Origin of the sequence: Blautia sp. aa_0143 (genome assembly GCF_004167315.1) — a bacterium.
GTDB lineage: Bacteria > Bacillota > Clostridia > Lachnospirales > Lachnospiraceae > Blautia_A > Blautia_A fusiformis.
Genome location: NZ_RCXU01000017.1, coordinates 1 through 19,834 on the forward strand (window position 1 = coordinate 1; position 19,834 = coordinate 19,834).

At 43.8% G+C, this 19,834-nt stretch carries 17 protein-coding genes; 3 read left to right on the forward strand and 14 right to left on the reverse strand.

Going from position 1 to position 19,834, the window contains the following annotated elements; all coding sequences use genetic code 11:
* From hemZ to EAI83_RS09965, 12 genes are all read right to left on the reverse strand, one after another.
* On the reverse strand, positions 1-1,227 hold a 1,227-nt coding region (hemZ, locus tag EAI83_RS09910; RefSeq protein ID WP_330547783.1), incomplete at its 3' end, for a coproporphyrinogen dehydrogenase HemZ.
* A complete protein-coding gene (locus EAI83_RS09915; protein WP_021650380.1) occupies positions 1,220-1,849 on the reverse strand; it encodes an MBL fold metallo-hydrolase in 630 nt (209 codons plus the stop codon). The genes EAI83_RS09915 and hemZ, both read right to left, overlap by 8 nt.
* A 22-nt stretch (positions 1,850-1,871) precedes the next feature.
* Complete coding sequence (locus EAI83_RS09920; RefSeq protein WP_129975266.1) at positions 1,872-4,196, reverse strand: RelA/SpoT family protein; 2,325 nt, start codon at positions 4,194-4,196, stop codon at positions 1,872-1,874.
* Positions 4,197-4,274: 78 nt separating this feature from the next.
* Positions 4,275-4,799 carry an adenine phosphoribosyltransferase gene (locus EAI83_RS09925; RefSeq protein WP_129975268.1) on the reverse strand — a complete coding sequence of 175 codons (525 nt, stop codon included), beginning with the start codon at positions 4,797-4,799 and terminating at the stop codon, positions 4,275-4,277.
* Positions 4,800-5,001: 202 nt separating this feature from the next.
* Entirely contained in the window at positions 5,002-6,720 is a 1,719-nt protein-coding gene (gene recJ / locus EAI83_RS09930) for a single-stranded-DNA-specific exonuclease RecJ (RefSeq protein ID WP_129975270.1), read from the reverse strand.
* A 166-nt stretch (positions 6,721-6,886) separates the two neighbouring features.
* Positions 6,887-9,310, reverse strand: a complete 2,424-nt coding sequence (secD, locus tag EAI83_RS09935) for a protein translocase subunit SecD (protein ID WP_129975272.1) — start codon at positions 9,308-9,310, stop codon at positions 6,887-6,889.
* A gap of 15 nt (positions 9,311-9,325) precedes the next feature.
* Entirely contained in the window at positions 9,326-10,690 is a 1,365-nt protein-coding gene (scfB, locus tag EAI83_RS09940; RefSeq protein WP_129975275.1) for a thioether cross-link-forming SCIFF peptide maturase, read from the reverse strand.
* Positions 10,691-10,833: 143 nt separating this feature from the next.
* The gene (gene scfA / locus EAI83_RS09945; protein ID WP_015524633.1) at positions 10,834-10,974 is read right to left on the reverse strand and encodes a six-cysteine ranthipeptide SCIFF; all 141 of its coding nucleotides are present in this window, start codon (positions 10,972-10,974) and stop codon (positions 10,834-10,836) included.
* Between the two features lie 82 nt (positions 10,975-11,056).
* Positions 11,057-11,407 (reverse strand): TIGR04086 family membrane protein, encoded by a 351-nt coding sequence (locus EAI83_RS09950; RefSeq protein WP_021650373.1) that lies wholly within the window; start codon positions 11,405-11,407, stop codon positions 11,057-11,059.
* A gap of 56 nt (positions 11,408-11,463) precedes the next feature.
* Positions 11,464-13,170, reverse strand: a complete 1,707-nt coding sequence (locus tag EAI83_RS09955; protein WP_129975277.1) for a hypothetical protein — start codon at positions 13,168-13,170, stop codon at positions 11,464-11,466.
* Positions 13,171-13,378: 208 nt separating this feature from the next.
* Positions 13,379-13,972 (reverse strand): YdcF family protein, encoded by a 594-nt coding sequence (locus EAI83_RS09960; RefSeq protein WP_021650371.1) that lies wholly within the window; start codon positions 13,970-13,972, stop codon positions 13,379-13,381.
* Positions 13,973-14,116: 144 nt separating this feature from the next.
* Positions 14,117-14,881 carry an N-acetylmuramoyl-L-alanine amidase gene (locus EAI83_RS09965; RefSeq protein ID WP_110102449.1) on the reverse strand — a complete coding sequence of 255 codons (765 nt, stop codon included), beginning with the start codon at positions 14,879-14,881 and terminating at the stop codon, positions 14,117-14,119.
* A gap of 226 nt (positions 14,882-15,107) precedes the next feature.
* Between EAI83_RS09965 and EAI83_RS09970 the strand changes: the two genes are divergently transcribed.
* The 3 genes from EAI83_RS09970 to EAI83_RS09980 all read left to right on the forward strand — a co-directional run bounded on the left by EAI83_RS09970 (position 15,108) and on the right by EAI83_RS09980 (position 17,886).
* Complete coding sequence (locus tag EAI83_RS09970; RefSeq protein WP_044960660.1) at positions 15,108-16,085, forward strand: ABC transporter substrate-binding protein; 978 nt, start codon at positions 15,108-15,110, stop codon at positions 16,083-16,085.
* 89 nt (positions 16,086-16,174) lie between these two features.
* Positions 16,175-17,089, forward strand: coding sequence for an ABC transporter permease (locus EAI83_RS09975; RefSeq protein WP_022427133.1), 915 nt, complete (start codon positions 16,175-16,177; stop codon positions 17,087-17,089).
* A gap of 2 nt (positions 17,090-17,091) precedes the next feature.
* Positions 17,092-17,886, forward strand: a complete 795-nt coding sequence (locus EAI83_RS09980; RefSeq protein ID WP_021977269.1) for an ABC transporter ATP-binding protein — start codon at positions 17,092-17,094, stop codon at positions 17,884-17,886.
* A gap of 163 nt (positions 17,887-18,049) precedes the next feature.
* Here EAI83_RS09980 and EAI83_RS09985 read toward each other — a convergent pair whose 3' ends face one another.
* Complete coding sequence (locus tag EAI83_RS09985; RefSeq protein WP_129975279.1) at positions 18,050-18,982, reverse strand: DUF5688 family protein; 933 nt, start codon at positions 18,980-18,982, stop codon at positions 18,050-18,052.
* A 306-nt stretch (positions 18,983-19,288) separates the two neighbouring features.
* Positions 19,289-19,759, reverse strand: coding sequence for a low molecular weight protein-tyrosine-phosphatase (locus tag EAI83_RS09990; protein ID WP_015524623.1), 471 nt, complete (start codon positions 19,757-19,759; stop codon positions 19,289-19,291).
* Between the last annotated feature and the right edge of the window lie 75 nt (positions 19,760-19,834).

A 19,834-nucleotide genomic window follows, 5' to 3' on the forward strand; every position in this document is an offset into this window, starting at 1 on the left:
CTCGTAGGCCGTTTTCATAGTCAGATCCATGATCTCCTGATTGTTTTCAAAGGTCATCTCCTGGTATTTATCACGGAAAATATTCAGTCTTGCCGCACGCTTCACAGCAAGAGAATGTACGGTCAGGCTGTCCGGCCCGAGAGCTTTTACCTCGTCCAGTGTATGCTGCACTTTTGTGATATCTTCGCCGGGAAGACCCACGATCAGATCCATATTGATATTGTCGAATCCGGCTTTTCTTGCCAGATGAAACGCATTCTTTGTCTGTTCTACTGTATGACGTCTGCCAATGATATCCAGGGTTTCCTGATTCATGGTCTGTGGATTTACAGAAATCCTGGTAACCGGAAACTCCCGGATCGCCTGAAGCTTTTCCAAGGTTATACTGTCCGGTCTTCCTGCCTCAACCGTAAATTCTTCCAGCTCCTCACAGGGAAAATATTCCGTGATCGCGCCAAGAAGTCTCCGAAGCTGATCCGGCTCCAGTGTGGTAGGTGTTCCCCCACCGATATAGACCGTATCCAGCTTCCGGTTTTTCATCATCCCGGAAACAGCCCGGATTTCCTTTACCAGCGCATCCAGATACGCCTCCACATATTTACGCCATCTCTCCAGGGGATAGGAACTGAATGAACAGTACAGACAGATACTCGGACAGAAAGGAATGCCAACATAAAGGCTGTAGCCGTTTTCATAATCAATATTTTTCAGGATATCCCGCTCACGATTTGCGATAGTAACTGCAAGAGCTGTTTTCTCCGGACTTACCAGATACTGATCTCTCATATATCTGGCGATCTCCGTATTTTTCATTCCGGACTCCAGCATTCCCATAGCCATTTTCACAGGACGAATGCCTGTAAGATTTCCCCAGGGAAGTGTCTTTCCTGTAGCTTTGGAAAGCATCTGATACAGAGCGTATTTGATCGCGTCTTTATTTTTTCTGCGGATATCATGGGCATCATTGCAAGAAATAAGGGCATCCGAAGCTTCTCCACTGGATTGCCCTTCTATCACAGCCCCATGAGCTGTTTTTTTCTCTATTCCGTTGTTGTAACTGATGGTATAACCTTCTTCATCACGTGAGACCCGGAAGCGGATATCATAATCCGCATCATCCTCTTCATAAAGAGAAACGATCTCATTTCCGGGATAAAACGCTTTGATCAGTTCATACACATCATGCTCAAAATCTCTGTTCTGAAACAAAATGCCAATCTTATACAAATGGATTATACCTCTTTTCATAACCAATGGTTGTGGATGCGTCATGCCCCGGAAATACTTCTGTATCCTCCGGCAAAGTATCCACAAGCTTGTGAAGGCTTCTTACGATCTCAGCAGAACTTCCGCCAGGAAAATCGGTTCTTCCCACAGAGCCGCAAAACAATGTATCTCCGCTGAAAAGCACACCTTCGTCTTTGATATAATAGCAGCAGCTTCCTTTGGTATGTCCCGGTGTGTGGAACATCTGGATGGAAAATCCGGCCGCTTCGAAAATCTGCCCGTCATCCAGAAGAACATCCGGCTTAATTGAACAGGCACTTCCATAAACAGCAGTCATATTTATCGTGGGCTCTGCCAGCATCACTTCTTCCTGCATGCATGCATAAACCGGGATCTGATATTTTTCCTTCACTTCCTTTACAGCCATGATGTGATCAAAATGACCATGTGTCAGAAGGATCCCCACCGGTTTTCCCTGCATAAGAGATACTTTCTGAAAAACTTTTTCTGCATAGTCTCCCGGGTCTACGATCAGCAGTTCTCCGGTCTCTTTATTTTTCAGAAAATAGCAGTTGGTAAACACCTGGCCCAGCACACACTGCTGCATTTCAAGTTTACTCATAAAAATTCCTCCGTTTATCGGGTCAGCCCGTTGTTCGCTCTACATCAAGAACACTTTCAACCTGACGGATCTTTTCGATCAGAGAATTCAGTTCCTGTTTGCTGCATACATTAAAGGACATGGAAATCGTGGCGCGTTCCTGCTTGTTGGTACGGCTGTTAATAGAACGAAGATCGATCTTCCTCTCTGTAAAGATCTTGGAAATATCCACCAGAAGTCCGGTACGGTTATTTGCATAAACCTGGATCTCCGCTTCGTATTTCTCGGAATCCGCTCTGTCTGGCATCTGCCACTCTGCTTCAATGAGACGTTTCCGGTCAATCTCAGGCATGTTGAGCACATTCACACAGTCTGTACGATGAATGGTGATCCCTCTTCCTCTTGTTACAAAGCCTACGATCTCATCTCCCGGGATCGGACTACAGCATTTGGAAAAACGAACTGCCACATCATGAATGCCTTTTACTACAATGCCACTCTTACTCTTGGCAATGTGAAGCTTCTCCTGTGATTCGGAAGCTGCCTCCAGGACCTGTTCATCTGTAAGATTCTTCTTATGCTCCCTCTCATAGGCTTCTACCAGCTTGTTAAACACCTGACCTTCTTTCAGGCCGCCATGTCCGATCGCTGCCAATACAGAATCCCAGTCTCGGAAACCATATTTATGCATTACCGATTCCATATACTGTGGCTTGGTATATATGCCTGGTTTAAAGCCCTTGGTCTTGGCATACTGATTCAGCATGTCCTTACCCTTCAGGATATTATCTTCCTTCAGTTCTTTCTTAAACCACTGGTTGATCTTATTCTTAGCCTGTGTGCTCTTTACGATCTTCAGCCAGTCACGGCTGGGACCCTGAGAATTCTGGGATGTTATGATCTCAATACGATCACCGTTTTTGATCTTATATTCAATAGGAACAAGTTTGCCATTGACCCTGGCACCTACCATCTTGTTTCCTACTGCACTGTGCACGCTGTATGCAAAATCAATAGGTGTAGAACCGTTTGGGAGTGTTTTTACATCTCCCTGGGGAGTGAAACAGTAAACACTGTCTGCAAAAAGATCCAGATCATTTTTCAGAAGACTCATGAACTCCCGGTTATCGGACATGTCGCGCTGCCACTCCAGGATCTGGCGCAGCCAGTTCAGCTTCTCTTCCTCACTCTTTCCAGGTTTCTTACCATCGGAAGTTTCCTTATATTTCCAATGAGCTGCAATACCGTATTCTGCGGTTTTATGCATTTCAAATGTACGGATCTGGATTTCGAAAGGCTGTCCGTTAGGACCAATAAGCGTTGTATGCAGAGACTGATACATATTGGCCTTCGGCATTGCGATATAATCTTTAAATCTGCCGGGGATCGGCTTGTACATCTCATGGATAACACCAAGAGCTGCATAACAGTCCTTCACAGTATCTACAATGATGCGTACAGCAAACAGGTCATAAATCTGATCAATGGTTTTATCCTGATTGACCATCTTCTTATAGATGCTGAAGAAATGCTTCACGCGGCCATCCACCTGTGCCCTGATATTGGAATCCTCCATATGCTGCTTTACCTGTTTCACGATAGAGTTAACAAATTCCTCACGGGCACTTTTGCGAAGAGCAACCTTTTCTACCAGATCATAGTAAACATCCGGCTTCAGATACTTAAGAGAAAGATCATCCAGTTCCACCTTGATCTTGGAAATACCAAGCCGCATCGCGATGGGAGCATAGATATCCATGGTTTCTCTTGCTTTCTCCTGCTGTTTCTCTGGTCTCATATACTGCAGGGTACGCATATTATGAAGACGGTCCGCAAGCTTGATCAGGATAACGCGGATATCCTTAGCCATTGCAAGGAACATCTTTCTTAAATTCTCAGCCTGAACCTCTACCTTGTCCTTGGAATAGGACAGCTGTCCCAGCTTGGTAACACCATCTACCAGAAGTGCTACCTCAGAACCAAATTCCTTTTCCACCTCTTCATACGTCATCCAGGTATCCTCTACCGCATCATGAAGAAGACCTGCCACTATGGTCTCCTTATCCAGCTCAAGATCCGCAAGGATGATTGCAACACAGAGAGGATGAATGATATAAGGTTCACCGGATTTACGTTTCTGATCCTTATGTGCCTCGCTGGCCACTTTATAGGCCTTTTCGATCATGGAAATATCTGTAGACGGATGATATTTCTTCACGCTTTTTATAAGCTCCTGATAAAGAACCTCAGGGCTTGTAAAATCATGCATGGATTTCACCGCCGCATCTGCCTTCCGGACAGACTCTCTTTTTTCTTCTTCCTTCTGTATCTCAATGTTTTGTTTTTCCGTATTTTTTGTCTCTGCCATTAAATCCCACCTGCCTGTGCACAATTTCATACTGCCGTATGACTACAACAGTTCACATCCCCTTCCACCGACAAAAAATCATTTTCCGTCGTAACAGATCACAGATGCCACATTATAACCTTTGAGACGCTCACGTCCCTTCAGACCTGCAAGCTCCATAAGGAAAACCACCTTGACAACCTCGCCGCCAAGCTCCTCCACAAGCTTGATGGCAGCTTCCACGCTTCCGCCCGTAGCGATCAGGTCATCCACAATAACAACCTTCTGTCCCGGCTTGATGGAATCCTTATGCATCTCGATAGTTGCACTTCCATACTCCAGCTCATAGGTTCTGGAAACGGTCTCACATGGAAGTTTTCCTGCTTTGCGGACCAGAACAAAGGGTTTGTGAAGATTATATGCGATCGGCATACCAAAGATAAAGCCTCTGGATTCAAGACCTGTGATCACATCGAACTCCTCACCCTCCAGACAATTCTGCATAGAATCAATGGCAAGCTGTAATCCATCCGCATCCTGAAGGACGCTGGTAACGTCACGGAAAATAATCCCTGGCTCTGGAAAGTCCGGGATACTTCTTACATATTCTTCTATTTTTTTCATAATAACCTCCAATGGTTTAATTTGTCAATCAGATGTTAGATAGTATAGCACTTTTTCTGTAGGGAATCAATGTGCAACCCGACAGAACTCGCGGAATTACGACAGGCCCTGGACTGCATATTGCCCAGTACAGAGCCTTCTTTCCTGTTTTACAGTCAATTACTCGCTGTCAGGATCTGCATTTTAGTGATACCTTCTCCTGTTATTCTGTAATATAATTTCGGATTACGATCTGTAAGGTCTCTCTTCCCTGATAACGGTTGATCTCAGGATAATATGTGACCGCAATACTTCCACATTTTTTTATTCTATCAACAAATTCATCTGCTTCTCCAAAATATACTGCTTCCACTACACAGCCGGTACTGTCTGATAGCTGAAGCTTTGCCACATTCCTATTTTTGCCAAGAATACGGCTGCTTAAAACCCGAAGTCCCTTCTGTGCAAAAATCGGTTTGGTATTTCCCTTTCCAAAAGGCTCCAGCAGGGATATCTCTTCCACAAGTTCCTTATTTATATAGGAAACCGGCATTGGCACATCGATCAGGATCTTTGGAGCCAGATCCTTTTCTGTCAGAGTACAGTTTTCGTTTAACCGTCTGCGGAACTCTTCCACATTTTCTTCTTTAATGGATAATCCTGCCGCCATAGGATGACCGCCATACTGTTCCATCAGATCTCCGCATTTTACCAGTTCCTCAAACATGGAATAGCTTTCTATAGAACGTCCGCTGCCTTTCACCATTGTTTCACCTTTTGTCAGGACAAAGACCGGTTTATTGTACTTTTCTCGTATACGTCCCGCAATAATTCCGGCCAGACTTTCGTGACAGTCCGGTAAATAGATCACAAGAACCCTGTCCTGTCCAATTTCTGTCTCTTCCACAATACGGATCGCTGCTTCCTTTCCCTCTTCTGTGAGAGCTTTTCTGCTTTGATTCAGTGCAGTCAGATCACCGGCAAGTTTTGCTGCTTCATCTTCCGTCTCCGCACAGAGCAGTTTCAGGGAACGTGCAGCGGTATCCAGTCTTCCACTGGCATTGATACATGGTCCCAGCACAAACCCTACATGATAGGCAGTGATCGTCCCATCCTCCAGGCCATTGGCACGGATCAGTTCACGGAGACCTTTGTTAGAAGTGTGGGAAAGTCGTTTCAGGCCTTCCTTTACAAGGATGCGGTTTTCACCCTGAAGATCCATCACGTCTCCCACCGTGGCAATGGCTCCTAATTCCAGAAAATCTTCCAGCTCTTTTTCCGGAATCCCGCATGCCTCATAGAGAGCTGTCACCAGCTTCAACGCAACAACTGCTCCGCACAATCTTTTCTCCGGATAATTACAGTCCGGCTGTTTTGGATTTACAATGGCATCAGCCGGCGGAAGGATCAGTTCTCTTCCATCTTCCGTTTCTTTATAGGGAATTTCATGATGATCGGTTATTATCGCCGTCATTCCCTTCTCTTTAGCCATAGTGATTTCATTGTACGCCGCAATTCCATTATCACAGGTAACAATTACGTCAATCCCATCATTCACTGCTCTTTCGATCAGGTGCTCATGGATTCCATATCCGTCCGCCACACGGTCCGGAATATATGTATCTGCCAGAGCTCCTGCACGCTTCAGTCCTTTGATCAGAATGAAGGTCGATACTACCCCATCAATGTCATAATCGCCTATAATACGGATGCGTTTTTTTTCCTTTATTTTATTCCGCAGGATCTCCACTGCCTTATCCACATCTTTCATCAAATGTGGAGAAGCCAGTTCGTCCACCTTTCCATAAAGATATCTGCGAATTTCATCCCTGTCCTGTACATCCCGGTTTCGGATCAGTCTGGCGATCACCGGATCAATTCCGAACTCTTTTCCAATTGCCGCAAAGTCCGCCCGTTTTGCAGCAACAACCCATCGTTCCATGTTGTTTCCTCCTTGATGCTTTGCCGCTTTCTTTCTTCAAAGCAACACAATAACCGTATTGTAACTCATACTCCTGCATAGCTGCAAGTTTTTTATGCCACACAAAAAAACGTTCCGCCAGGAAATATTCTTTCCCGGTACGGAACGTTTCTGTTATTCAGCAATTTTATTCAGATTTCTCCTCATCATTCTGCTGCTTTGCTGCCTCCTGCGCTGCAAGGCGCTCAGCAACTCTTTTACGGTTTTTCTTCTTCGGCTGCTGAGCTGTCTGCTGTCCGGATGGCTGTTTTACCTTTTTCTCAGATTTCTCGGAAGAAATCTTTGCGGAAGCTACTACAGCTGCCGGTGCTGCAACACGATTTTTTCTGAATGTTTTCATAGTGTACCACAGAGCACCAGTGATGCATACAGAAGAATATGCTCCACCGATGATACCTACCATCAGCGGTGCTGCAAATTCTTTAATTGAGGAAACACCCATTACATAAAGAATTGCAACCATTACAAATGTTGTCAGGGATGTGTAAATGCTTCGTGTCAGAGTTTCTGTAACACTGGTATTTACGATCTCTTTCAGTTTCTCATCCTCAACTTTCTTTCTGCCTCTCATATTCTCACGGATACGGTCGAAGATGACAATAGTAGCATTGATGGAATAACCTACGATCGTCAGCATACACGCAATAAATGTATTTCCCACAGATGTTCTGGAAATAACATAAAACGCAAGTACGACCAGGACATCATGAAGAAGTGCAAGTACTGCACTGCTTGCAAAGCGGATATCCTTAAAACGGAACCAGATGTAAAGAAGCATGAAGATCGCAGCTACGATAACCGCTACGATAGCGTCTCTTCTCATCTCATTGCTGACAGTAGCGGAAATATTCTCCGATGTGATCAGACTTGTATCTACATCAAAATTTTCCTCCAATGCCTTATTCAGTGCTTCTCGTTCCTTAAGATCCAGAGAACGTGTTTTGATCACTACCTGATTGGTTCCCTGCACCTTGGTCGGCTGTACATTCTTATCACCTGTCACTGCCTCAACAACCGGTGTTACCTCGGAATCGATTTCCTTGATATCCATCTCTTTATTGAAGGTTACATTGGTAGAAGTACCGCCGGAAAACTCCAGACTGTAATTCATGGCTTTGTCACCGATCACATTACTGTGGACCAGCATTCCTACAGGTCCGCAAAGGATCAGGATAATGGAAACAGCAAAGAAGATTTTTCTCTTTCCAACGAAATCCACAACCTTACGTTCCTTGGCAATGCCATAGAATTTCGGGTCACGAACACCAATTGCGTATACCGCATTAATAACAAGCCTGGATATAACCAGTGCTGTAAACATGGAGATCACGATACCCATTGCCAGCGTGTAGGCAAACCCCTTAACAGAACCGGAGCCAAGCCACATCAGCACACAAGCCGCGATCAGTGTTGTGATGTTTCCATCAAAAATAGCGGAAAACGCTTTGCCGAATCCACTTTTGATCGCTGCATGGACAGAAAGGCCTGCCGCGATCTCCTCACGGATTCTGGCGTAGATGATAACATTGGCATCCACTGCCATACCAATGCCCAGGATGATACCTGCAATACCCGGAAGCGTAAGGGTGATATCAAAGGCATTCAGTGTGATCAGCATTAAGGTTGTATAAAGAACCAGTGCAACAGATGCAACCAGACCTGGGATACGGTATGCGATGATCATGATCAGCATAACGATCACAAGACCGATCGCTCCGGCTTTTACACTTGTTGCGATGGCTTCTTCACCAAGCTGTGCAGCAACTACGCTGGAACGAAGCTCGGTAAGCTCAAGACTTAAGGAACCGATTCTTATGTAAGAAGCAAGATTCTGTGCCTCTTCTGTACTTGCCATTCCGGTGATCTGAGCTTTTCCGCCGGAAATCTCCTCATTTACATTCGGAGCGCTTAAAACCTGATTGTCATATACGATTGCGATCTGCTTTCCAACATTTGCCTTGGTAGCTTCCGCAAATTTGGTTTTTCCATTCTTTGTAAGAGTCAGACTGACTGCATATTTCTGGGAGCTTGTGGATGAATCCTGATAAGCACCTCCCTCAGCATCTGCAACGTCTGTACCTTCCAGTACAACAGATCCGGCTTTCTGGATATCCTCAATACTTCTTGCAAGAACATATCCACTCTCACTGTTTCCTGTTGTAAAATTCTGGTTTCCATCTGCATCTGTCTGATCGATAAAATACAGAGAACCTGGCTTTCCAAGTTCTTCCAGGATCGCATTTGCATCTGATACTCCTGGAATCTCAATGGTGATACGGTTGGAACCTTCCTGATATGCCTGTGCCTCAGTACTGTACTGAGAAACACGCTGCTGCATCTTGTAAACAGTATCGGACATGTCTTCCTTGCTCGGATTGCTGTCCTTAGCCTGGTATGTGATGCTGACACCGCCGGCAAGATCAAGTCCGGTGTTGATATTCTTAGCCGAACCTGTTCCTGTAGGACCAATGCCTACCGCAGCCACATAGCAGAAGAATACTGTGACAATTGCTGTCAGAAGCAGCACTGCAATTCCTCTACTTTTCTTCATTTTCTTTTTCCTCTCTTATTCCGCCAAAGCGGCTTTTATCATGATAGCGCACTCCACACGCTTCCTCTGGAGTTCGCATCCGATCTTATAATTCCCCCGGATATCTCCGCCGAAATGGTAACCATTTGCCGCACAGCCGCCGCTGCAGTAGAATCTGGCAAAACAGTCTTTACAGTCCGGTTTCGTATAGACGTTACATCTTCCAAAGTCTTTTACGATTTCAGGCTTTGTGATTCCCTCGTCTACATTACCCATAAGGTACTGTTCCTCACCCACAAACTGGTGACATGGATAAAAATCCCCCCACGGAGTAACAGCCAGGTACTCGGTTCCTGAGCCGCATCCGGAAAGTCGTTTGTATACACACGGACCACCGGTAAGGTCTATCATAAAGTGGAAGAAGTTGAATCCTTTTCCCTCTTTTTCTCTTTTGATCATTTCTTTTGCAAGAATATCATACTGTTCCAGGATCTGTGGGATATCCTCCTCACGGATCGCATACTCTTCTGTATCTGCTGCCACGACCGGCTCAACAGAAATCTGCTTGAAGCCAAGATCTGCCAGATGCAGAACATCCTGAGAGAAATCAAGATTATGATGAGTAAAGGTTCCTCTTACATAATACTTGTCCTGATTTCTGGATTCCGCAAATTTCTCAAATTTCGGCATGATCAGATCATAGCTTCCTGCACCCTTACGGAACGGGCGCATGTAGTCATGAACTTCTTTTCTACCGTCCACGCTTAAGACAACATTTCCCATTTCCTTATTGCAGAATTCCATCACCTCATCATTTAAAAGAACGCCGTTGGTTGTCAGCGTGAAGCGGAATTTTTTGTTATGAAGTTTCTCCTGTTCTCTTCCGTATTTCACAAGATCCTTTACAACCTGCCAATTCATAAGAGGCTCGCCGCCAAAGAAATCCACTTCCAGATTCTTTCTGGAGCCGGAATTAGCGATCAGGAAATCCAACGCTTTTTTTCCTACCTCAAAAGACATCAGCGCACGTCTTCCGTGATACTCTCCTTCTTCTGCAAAACAATATCTGCATGCCAGATTACAGTCATGAGCAATATGAAGGCAAAGAGCCTTTACAACGGTCTGGCGGTTTTTGGTAAATTCATCAATGATATTCTCATAAATATCTTTTGTAAAAAGCATTCCCTGTTCCTGAAGCTTCTTACATTCAGTTACAGAGGTTTCTACATCCTCTTTCTTAAAACGGTCGCCAAGCTTCTCAGCAATGGCAGCCGCTTCCATGCCTTCTTCAAGATACGGCAGCACCTCATAGGTTACTTCATCTACTAGGTGGATACAGCCGCTGTTGATATCCAGCACAATATTATATCCATTACTTTGATAACGGTGAATTAAACTCATCTTCCCGCAATCCTTTCTAAAATTCTTTTATAACCCGACAAAACGCGCCCTCCGGCGCGTTTTGCTGGATACCTGTTACTTTCAAATAAAACAAGTGAAGCAGCGGATCTCCCGCTGCTTTCCACTCATTCAACGGCTGCTTCTTATTTATGCTCGCAGCTCTGGTTTCCTACTGTACAGGAAGTCTTGCAAGCAGACTGACAGGATGTCTGACATTCGCCACATCCACCCTTCTTAACCGTGTTCTGAAGGTTCTTTGTATTTAATGTCTTGATATGTTCCATGATATATCCTCCTTTATGTATTCTATTCTTCGCCTAGTATAGCATAAAATCATCGATTTTCAAAGCATTTTTTTGTAAGCTTTTACGACAGCATCCCACCAATGGCTCCGCCACCAAGACACATGAAAAAAGTAGTCAACGCATGGGCAAAGGTCATATCCCATTTCCCCTGTGCCAGAAAAGATACCAGAAGCAGCAGAACATAATAGGAAAGCCCGGTAACGATCCCCCATATATATCGGTCTTTCCGTATGATCTTTCCCGCCATAAAACCTCCGACCAGGCAGGATACTACATAAATAATAATGATCCCCACCGCCGCCGTCCCTCCTCCGAATTCAAACTGAAAGAGCAGAAACGCCAGTATCAGAAGAAAAAGTCCTGTCACTCCATAGGCTAGCAGCAATGATCGTAATATTGCTTTTCCCTTCATAAAAAAGCCCTCCCACAGTCATTATATGGGAGAGCTTTTTCTCTTATTCTTATTCTTTACTTCTTTCTTTTCTTAAAAAACACTGCTACACCAGCTACAACTGCCGCTACCACAAACAAGATCACAAACGGAAGGATCTGAGTGTTATCTCCGGTATTTACCTGTTTCTTGGATGTTGTTGCAGAAGACTGTTCTTCAGCCTCCTTCTCCGCCGTATCACTGTTCTGAGAAGAAGACTGTTCCTGATCTGTGCTATCTGAAGTCAGATTCTGAGATGTCTCTGCCGTATTGGTGTCTGTACTGTCTGTTTCTGCAGAATCTGCAGTACCTGAAGATGCAGTATCCGAAGATGAAGCATCAGCTGCAGGTGTAACCGTTGCACCGGTATTGCTTTCAGCATCTGGCCCTACCAGAGATTTACTTCCAGCGATGCCAAATGGGCTGAATGAATGTGTACTGAAAGTCATTGTGGCACCATCCATGCTTGGAATGATGGTCTCCATTGCGCCATTATCAAGAAGGTGTTCAATCGAATATGTATAGCCTGCCTTTACAGGTACAGTCACACTGATATACTCCCCATCCGGAATTTTATACTCTGTATTATTCTGTGTATCCCAGAGTTCAAACTCATAGGATTTAAAGATTGTTGCATCTTCTTCATTGGTAAACTGATAGTCCTCACCACCAGAAACACGAAACTGTACATACCACGGAAGATCGATTCCTGATACAGTTATTCCATCACAGGTATGATTTTGAGACGCAATTTTCTCTTTTTCTGTTTCTGTCAGATCGGTAGCTGCATTCTGAGGGCGTTTATCCTCTGTATCATCTTTCCTGTCAAAAATATTATCCTTGTTTTCTTCAGTATCAGGAGTCTCCGTAATTTCCGGGATCGCGGTAATTTCAGCATCGTTATTTTTTTCATGATTCTCATCGTCTCTATTCTCAGATGCTGCATCGGGATCCATACCATCTTCTGCCGCCGGAGTTATCGTTACAGCAGGAGTTTCCACAGCTTCTGCTTCTTCCCCATCCTGAGTTTTATTATCCTCAGATGGTGCAGCTGTTATCTCCGGATCCCTTTTTTCCTCTCCACTGGCATCTGCTGCATCTGTTGTATCTGAAGAATCTGAAGAAGACTGCTCCGTTTTTCCTGTTGTCTCCGGATCTTCTTTATTTTCCTGGGCACTGTCATCCTGCAGACCTTCGTTCTTCTCCTCATTCTCTGCAGTGCTGTCCTCTGTTTCTTTTACAGAAGTATCTGCATCATTCTCATTAACGTCGGTTCCATTTTCCTCTTTATCATCGGTTCCATAGGATTCTCCTGAATCTGAATCAGAAGAATCGGAGCTTTCCTCACTTCCGGAATTTTCCTCTGTACTGTCAATGCTGCTGACCACAACTGTCACGGAACCTGTAAGTGTTCCTGAATTACTGTCCCACCCCGGAAGGCCTGAAAGGTCAGCACCTGCAGCAGGTTTGAACACTACCCCACAGGATTGCACACGTTTGTCCGGAACATAAGAACTATCTGCCCAGGAAAGAGTTCCATACGCATTAGATGGGAGCGCAATGTTAGCAAGAGCTGTAGGGCTGTCAATAGTTATATTATCCGGGATCACAGCACCGGATTCTATACCTGAAGAGTTCTCCGCATATGCCGGAAAGGTCTGTCCTCCGATCAGTGTCATGGACAATGCCGCTGCTGCCAGTATTGAAAAGCTTCTGCTAAATGTAACCTTTGTGTTCTTTTTCATAATAATCTGCACCTCTATATTCAAAATCTAAGATTCATATTTGCCTTTTATCAAAAAATTCAGTTATATAAAATATCGAACGCATGTAACATGCGCTCGAACCAATATTTCTCCAAAAATTAATATCTTGTTAATCTTTCGTAACAGATATTTCTTTTTTTCGTCAAATGCATTATAACACAATTCTTTTTTTTACGACACCCCTAAATTAATTTTTTTTGAGCATCAATGAAAATTGTTTAATTATTCTAGTTATTTCCCCCATTACCTCATCAATTCCATCATTTGTCATAATCCACGTATTTTTATCTATAGAATCCACACAACACGAACTCACAAAGAATTCCGTATCCGGATAAAGCAACTTGTAATACATCAACGCACGTCTTGCATGACAGGTTTTACAGCAGAGAATCGCCTTTTTGATATCCAGGTATTCTCTGTCTGTTACCTGCCGGGAATAAATTGCGTTCTCATAAGTGTAGGTTGCCTGATCTTCTTTCAGAATCGCTTCTTCCGGTACACCATTCTGCATCAGAACATCTTTCAAAAAATCCCATTCCGTTTTGTATGTCCCACAATAACATTCTTTCTTGTCAAGAACTCCTGTAAATCTCCCTGCTGTGATACTGTATCTTCCACTGGGCAGGATCTTTGGTGCAAACCCATTCCTGTAAAGCTCCGCTGCTTTTTCCGCCATTTGAGGATATCCGTTTCCCGGAACAAAGATCACATCCGCTTTTTCCGGCTTATCTTCTATAAACATGAAATCTTCTATCTGTTTCAGAAACTCTTCGTACATTATTTTCTATGTCCTTTCTTTACCATCTGCAGCTAAATCCCGGATCAAAAGATATTTATCTGACAGGTATCCCTTATCCAGCTTTCTGTATTGCCTAATCATATCACTCTTTCGTGGCAGATGCACTAACAGATCATCTGTTTTCTATTTTGTAACGATCACTGTGCTATATCCACTGTCCCTCAGCCTTTGTTCCATATTGACCGCATTTCCTAGCTGCATATATGCTCCTACCTGAACTTTGTAAAGATCATTCTCTCTCAGGATAAACGCCGGAAATCCCTGATCTGTCAGCTGATACAACATCCTGTCTGCATTTTCCCGATTTCGAAATGCTCCTGTCTGTACCCGATAATACAATGGCTCTTCCACCGTTTCCTCATTCAATGTTCCCAGAATGGCATCTGCGATGCTTCTGGCAATCTCTTCGAATTTTTTTTCAAAAAGCTGATTATCCTTTTCCGAGTTTATAAATCCGGTCTCGATCAAAAGTGCCGGCATTTTTGTGCGCCGGAGCACTACCAGCCCCGGACGTTCTTTTACGCCCAGTTCCCGAAACCCCAGTTCTCCCAATGCTCCCAGGATATTCTGTGCCATCTGATATTTAATGCCTTTCTTATCATAGACCAGTACTTCAACTCCATTGTATTGTTCCGGCTTGGAACTGCTGTTGCGATGAAAAGAAATAAAAAAATCTGCTCCAGCTTCATTTGCAGCTTTCGCTTTTTCAAAAGGAGTCTGATAAACATCTGTAGTCCTGGTATAAACCACATCTACGCCATTCTCTTCCAGGATCTTTCCTACTGCAAGGGTCAGTTTCAAATTGTCATCCTTTTCCTTGCGATCTTTATAAACAGCACCCGGATCTTCTCCACCATGTCCGGCATCCAGAACGATTTTATATGCCATGTTCTTTCTCCTTAAGAATTTCATTCACAATATGATATGACTGTATGTTTTTTCCTGTGCCTGCATTTCATTTCATGCTTTATTTTGTTTTCCGGATCTGTTTACTCAACATATTTTCACGTTAATTCTTCTTGACTTTTAAGCGTTAAAGTGTTATATTAACACAATCAGTGTTGTATTTTTAAATAATCCAAAAATATAGCAACATCGTGAGGAGGAAAACAATATGAAAAAGCGTATTTTAACAGCTGTACTCGCAGCAGCTCTTGTAACAGGAACCTGTGCTGCCACAGTAAGCGCCAAAGAAGAAAAGACTTACACAATAGGTATCTGCCAGCTGGTCCAGCATGACGCACTGGATGCCGCAACCAAGGGTTTTGAGGATGCCATCACTGAAAAGATGGGTGATTCCGTAAAATTTGACGAGCAAAATGCACAGGGTGATTCTAATACCTGTTCTACCATTATCAACAGCTTTGTTTCAGAAGGGGCAGACCTGATCCTTGCAAACGCAACCGCATCTCTTCAGGCTGCAGCTGCCGGAACTTCCGATATCCCAATCCTTGGAACAGCCGTTACCGAATATGGTGTCGCTCTTGGAATCGATGACTTTGACGGAACAGTAGGCGGGAACATTTCCGGTACTTCTGATCTTGCTCCTCTTGATGAGCAGGCCGATATGCTCCATGAGCTTTTCCCGGATGCAAAAAATGTCGGACTTCTCTACTGCTCAGCAGAGCCAAACTCCCAGTATCAGGTAGATACAGTAAAAGATGCTCTTGAGAAGCTTGGTTATACCTGTGAAGATTATGCATTCTCTGATTCCAACGATCTTTCATCCGTTGTTACCACAGCTGCCAATGACAGTGATGTGATCTATGCACCTACAGATAATACTGTAGCATCCAATACTGAGATCATCAACAACATCTGTCTTCCGGCAAAGGTTCCGGTAATCGCTGGTGAAGAAGGTATCTGCCAGGCATGTGGTGTTGCAACACTTTCCATCAGCTACTATGATCTTGGATACAAAACCGGCGAAATGGCAGTCAGCATCCTTCAGGATGGTAAAGATATCTCCAAAATGCCGATTGAATATGCACCAAAATTCACAAAAGAATACAACAAAGACATCTGTGACGAGCTTGGTATTAAAATTCCGGATGGATATGAAGCAATCGAAACAGATAAAACAGCTGAATAATCGGTAAAAAACCTATTATACACTGATACAGCGAGAAGGGAGTTCCCCTTCTCGCTGTTCGTGCATAAAAAAGAGGAGGATAATTTAACATGCAGATTATGAGTTTAATAACCGCACTTCCAGGAGCTGCCGCACAGGGGCTTATCTGGGGAATCATGGCGATCGGTGTGTACATTACATTCCGCATTCTTGATATTGCGGATCTTACCGTTGACGGAACTTTATGTACAGGCGGCGCTGTTTGTATCATGATGATGCTCAGCGGACACAATGTATGGGTGTCCATGCTGGTTGCAACAGGAGCCGGACTTCTGGCCGGTCTTGCCACTGGTATTTTTCATACCTTTATGGGCATCCCGGCTATCCTTGCCGGAATCCTGACACAGCTTTCCCTTTATTCTATCAACCTAAAGATCATGGGAAAAGCAAACCAGGCGATCAATGTTGATAAATTTAATCTTCTGGTATCCCTTCGACGTGTCAAGGGTGTTGCTCTGACACAGAATACGCTTTTTATCGTAGCAATTATGATCATCATTCTGATTGCAGTCCTTTACTGGTTCTTCGGAACTGAACTCGGATGTTCCCTGCGTGCGACCGGATGTAATCCAAGCATGTCCCGTGCACAGGGTATCAACACAGACCGCAATAAGGTTCTGGGACTGATGCTTTCCAACGGACTTGTTGCTCTTTCCGGCGCTCTTCTCACACAGTACCAGGGATTTGCAGATATCAACATGGGACGTGGTTCTATCGTTATCGGTCTTGCTGCAGTAATTATCGGTGAAGCGATCTTCAGCCGTATTTTCCGCAACTTTGCACTGAAGCTGTTAAGCGTTGTATTTGGTTCTATTCTTTATTATCTGGTACTTCAAATTGTTATCTGGATGGGAATTGATACAGACCTTCTGAAAATGCTTTCCGCACTCGTCGTCGCATTGTTCCTTGCTTTCCCATACTGGAAGGGCAAATACTTTACAAAAGCCAAACAGGGAGGTAAATGATCATGCTGAAACTGATCGATATACATAAAACATTTAATCCGGGCACCATCAATGAAAAGGTTGCTTTAAACGGCGTGGATCTTCATCTGAACGAAGGTGATTTTGTTACAGTCATCGGAGGAAACGGCGCCGGAAAATCCACTATGCTGAATGCAGTTGCAGGTGCCTGGCCTGTAGATTCCGGAAAAATCATTATCGGTGGAACCGATGTCACAAAACTTTCCGAATATAAAAGAGCCGCGTATCTTGGCCGTGTATTCCAGGATCCTATGACCGGAACTGCTGCAACTATGGGAATTGAAGAAAATCTCGCTCTTGCCAAACGCCGCGGAAAATCCCGCCTTCTCCGTCCGGGCATTACCCGCCAGGAACGGGAAGAATACCACGAACTCCTGAAGATTCTCGGTCTTGGTCTTGAGGACCGGCTCACTTCCAAAGTCGGACTCCTCTCCGGTGGCCAGCGTCAGGCATTGACACTTCTGATGGCAACTTTAAAGAAGCCTCAGCTTCTTCTTCTGGATGAGCACACTGCTGCTCTTGATCCGAAGACTGCAGCCAAGGTTCTCGAGATCACAGACATGATCGTAAACCGCGATCATCTGACAACCATGATGATCACCCATAACATGCGTGATGCAATCACTCACGGCAATCGTCTGATCATGATGTGGGAGGGAAAGATCATTCTGGATATCCAGGGCGAAGAAAAGAAAAAGCTTACAGTCAAAGATCTCCTGGACAAATTCGAAGAAGCCAGCGGTGAAGAATTTTCCAACGATTCCGCACTTCTCAGCTAAACCACAAAAAAAGAACTCTTATAATAGTTAGACAAACAGCATAACACATGGAAAGAACCTGGCCGGAATTTCATTCTTTATGATGGATTCCGGCCTTAATTTCTGTTCTAATGCCCAAATAACGATAAACTCAAAGCACTTCCATATGTCACCTCTCTTTAGCTCATTTCAATTCCACAGAGAATTCACCACTCCTTCTGCTGTATCGATAAATGGAAGATGTCAGATAGTCCTCTTCCGGAGTTGCTTTCTCGAGCGTATCACTTAAAACTTCTTTCAAATCTTCCGGATAAACCACATCCGCATTATGGACCATTACTTCATGAACACTGGTAAAAACCAGATACAGGTCTGACCCCAGAAGTTCAGAAAGACGTCTGGCTACCCCGGGCAAAAAGATTGCTGCCGCTCCATTAGTACGCTTTTCTGTACTCAGGCAATTCCCGGCAATCCCTTTATTTGGATGGTATGTTCCAAGGATATCCATGAAATTATCTCCTTCATATGTCTTATCAAACAGCATTTTTTCCCAATGATAGATTCTTGGTGGACTGATAAAATATGTATTTATTAGAGCAGCTTCGAAAACAGTATCCGCATCTTTTCCCCATTTCTCCACAAAGCTTTTCTTGATCTTTGCACTCAGAACATATCCCTCTTTTTCTCCTGCAAGATAATAAACCACTAAAGCAATATCTCCGATTTTGTGATGAACCAACTCCTTCAGTATAGTCCTGTTTTTATCTGCATTCAGAAGTCGAATAAAAAGTCTGCTTTTTACCTTCTCATAATCTTTCAGATCGTCCAAATCACATAGCACACAATTTTCACTGACTTTTTTTATCTCCCTAACACAATCATGAACGATATTTTCAAAAGAATGTTCCTGACAGTACCTTTTATAAAGCTCTTCTGTATGCAACCCGCAGACTGTTTTTGCCTTTTCCATATGACCACTCTCTACAAATAGCCTATCTCCCAAACAGCCATATTTTTCTCCATCGTTTGAAAAATAAATTTCTTCTTCCTTCAGGTCCATAGCCGCAAGAAGAAGCTTTCTCAAGTCCGTGACAAAAGTTTCATAACTTTTTTCCATATTTAATTTCCTTTCTGTGAAACAAAGCGGACGAATGTCCCGACAAAATCCTGTGCGTTCTCACAACGACGCACAAAATGATTCTGATCTGATAACATGATTAGATATTTCTGTGGAAAGAACTTCCACTGTAGAATTGCAGAGAGCAGATTTCTCTGCTGAATCTGAGTTGCCTGCTGTATGGACAAGTATAATAGAAGTTTTCAGATTTGTAAAGAAGTTTTCATCGACAGAAAAAGCAGCTTCCGCTGCCTTTTGCTGTCATACCTTTTGTATTGTTTCAGATTTGTGTCTCATTCCGAAATATCAGTAATGGATTTCTCCATGTTTCTCCAGATAATCCAGAAATCCCTCACAACCTTCCTGTATATCTTCATAAGTTTCGTCAAAATTTCCTGTATACCAAGGATCCGCAATATCCCGTCCTGATCCGGCAAAAGTCAGAAACTTATAAAGCTTCTCTTCCGGGTCATTCTTCAGCATCCTGTTAAGATTACGCATATTAGCAGAATCCATACCAATAATATAATCGGATTTTTCATAATCCGCCCACGTAATCTGCTTCGCTCTGTGCGGAACCAGTGGTATTCCCACTTCTCTCAGCTTGTTCACTGTTCCTCTGTGAGGTGGATTCCCAATCTCCTCTGTACTTGTTGCAAAACTGTCGATCAAAAACTGATCTGAAAGGCCGAGCGTTTTTACTTTGTGCGTAAAAACACTCTCGGCCATGGTTGATCTGCAGATATTGCCGTGGCAGACAAATAACACACTTATCATTGCTTAAAACTCCTTGAAATGCTGTATTTACGCTGTTTGCAGGCATTTTCCGATAATCTTCAATCCTGTCATTTT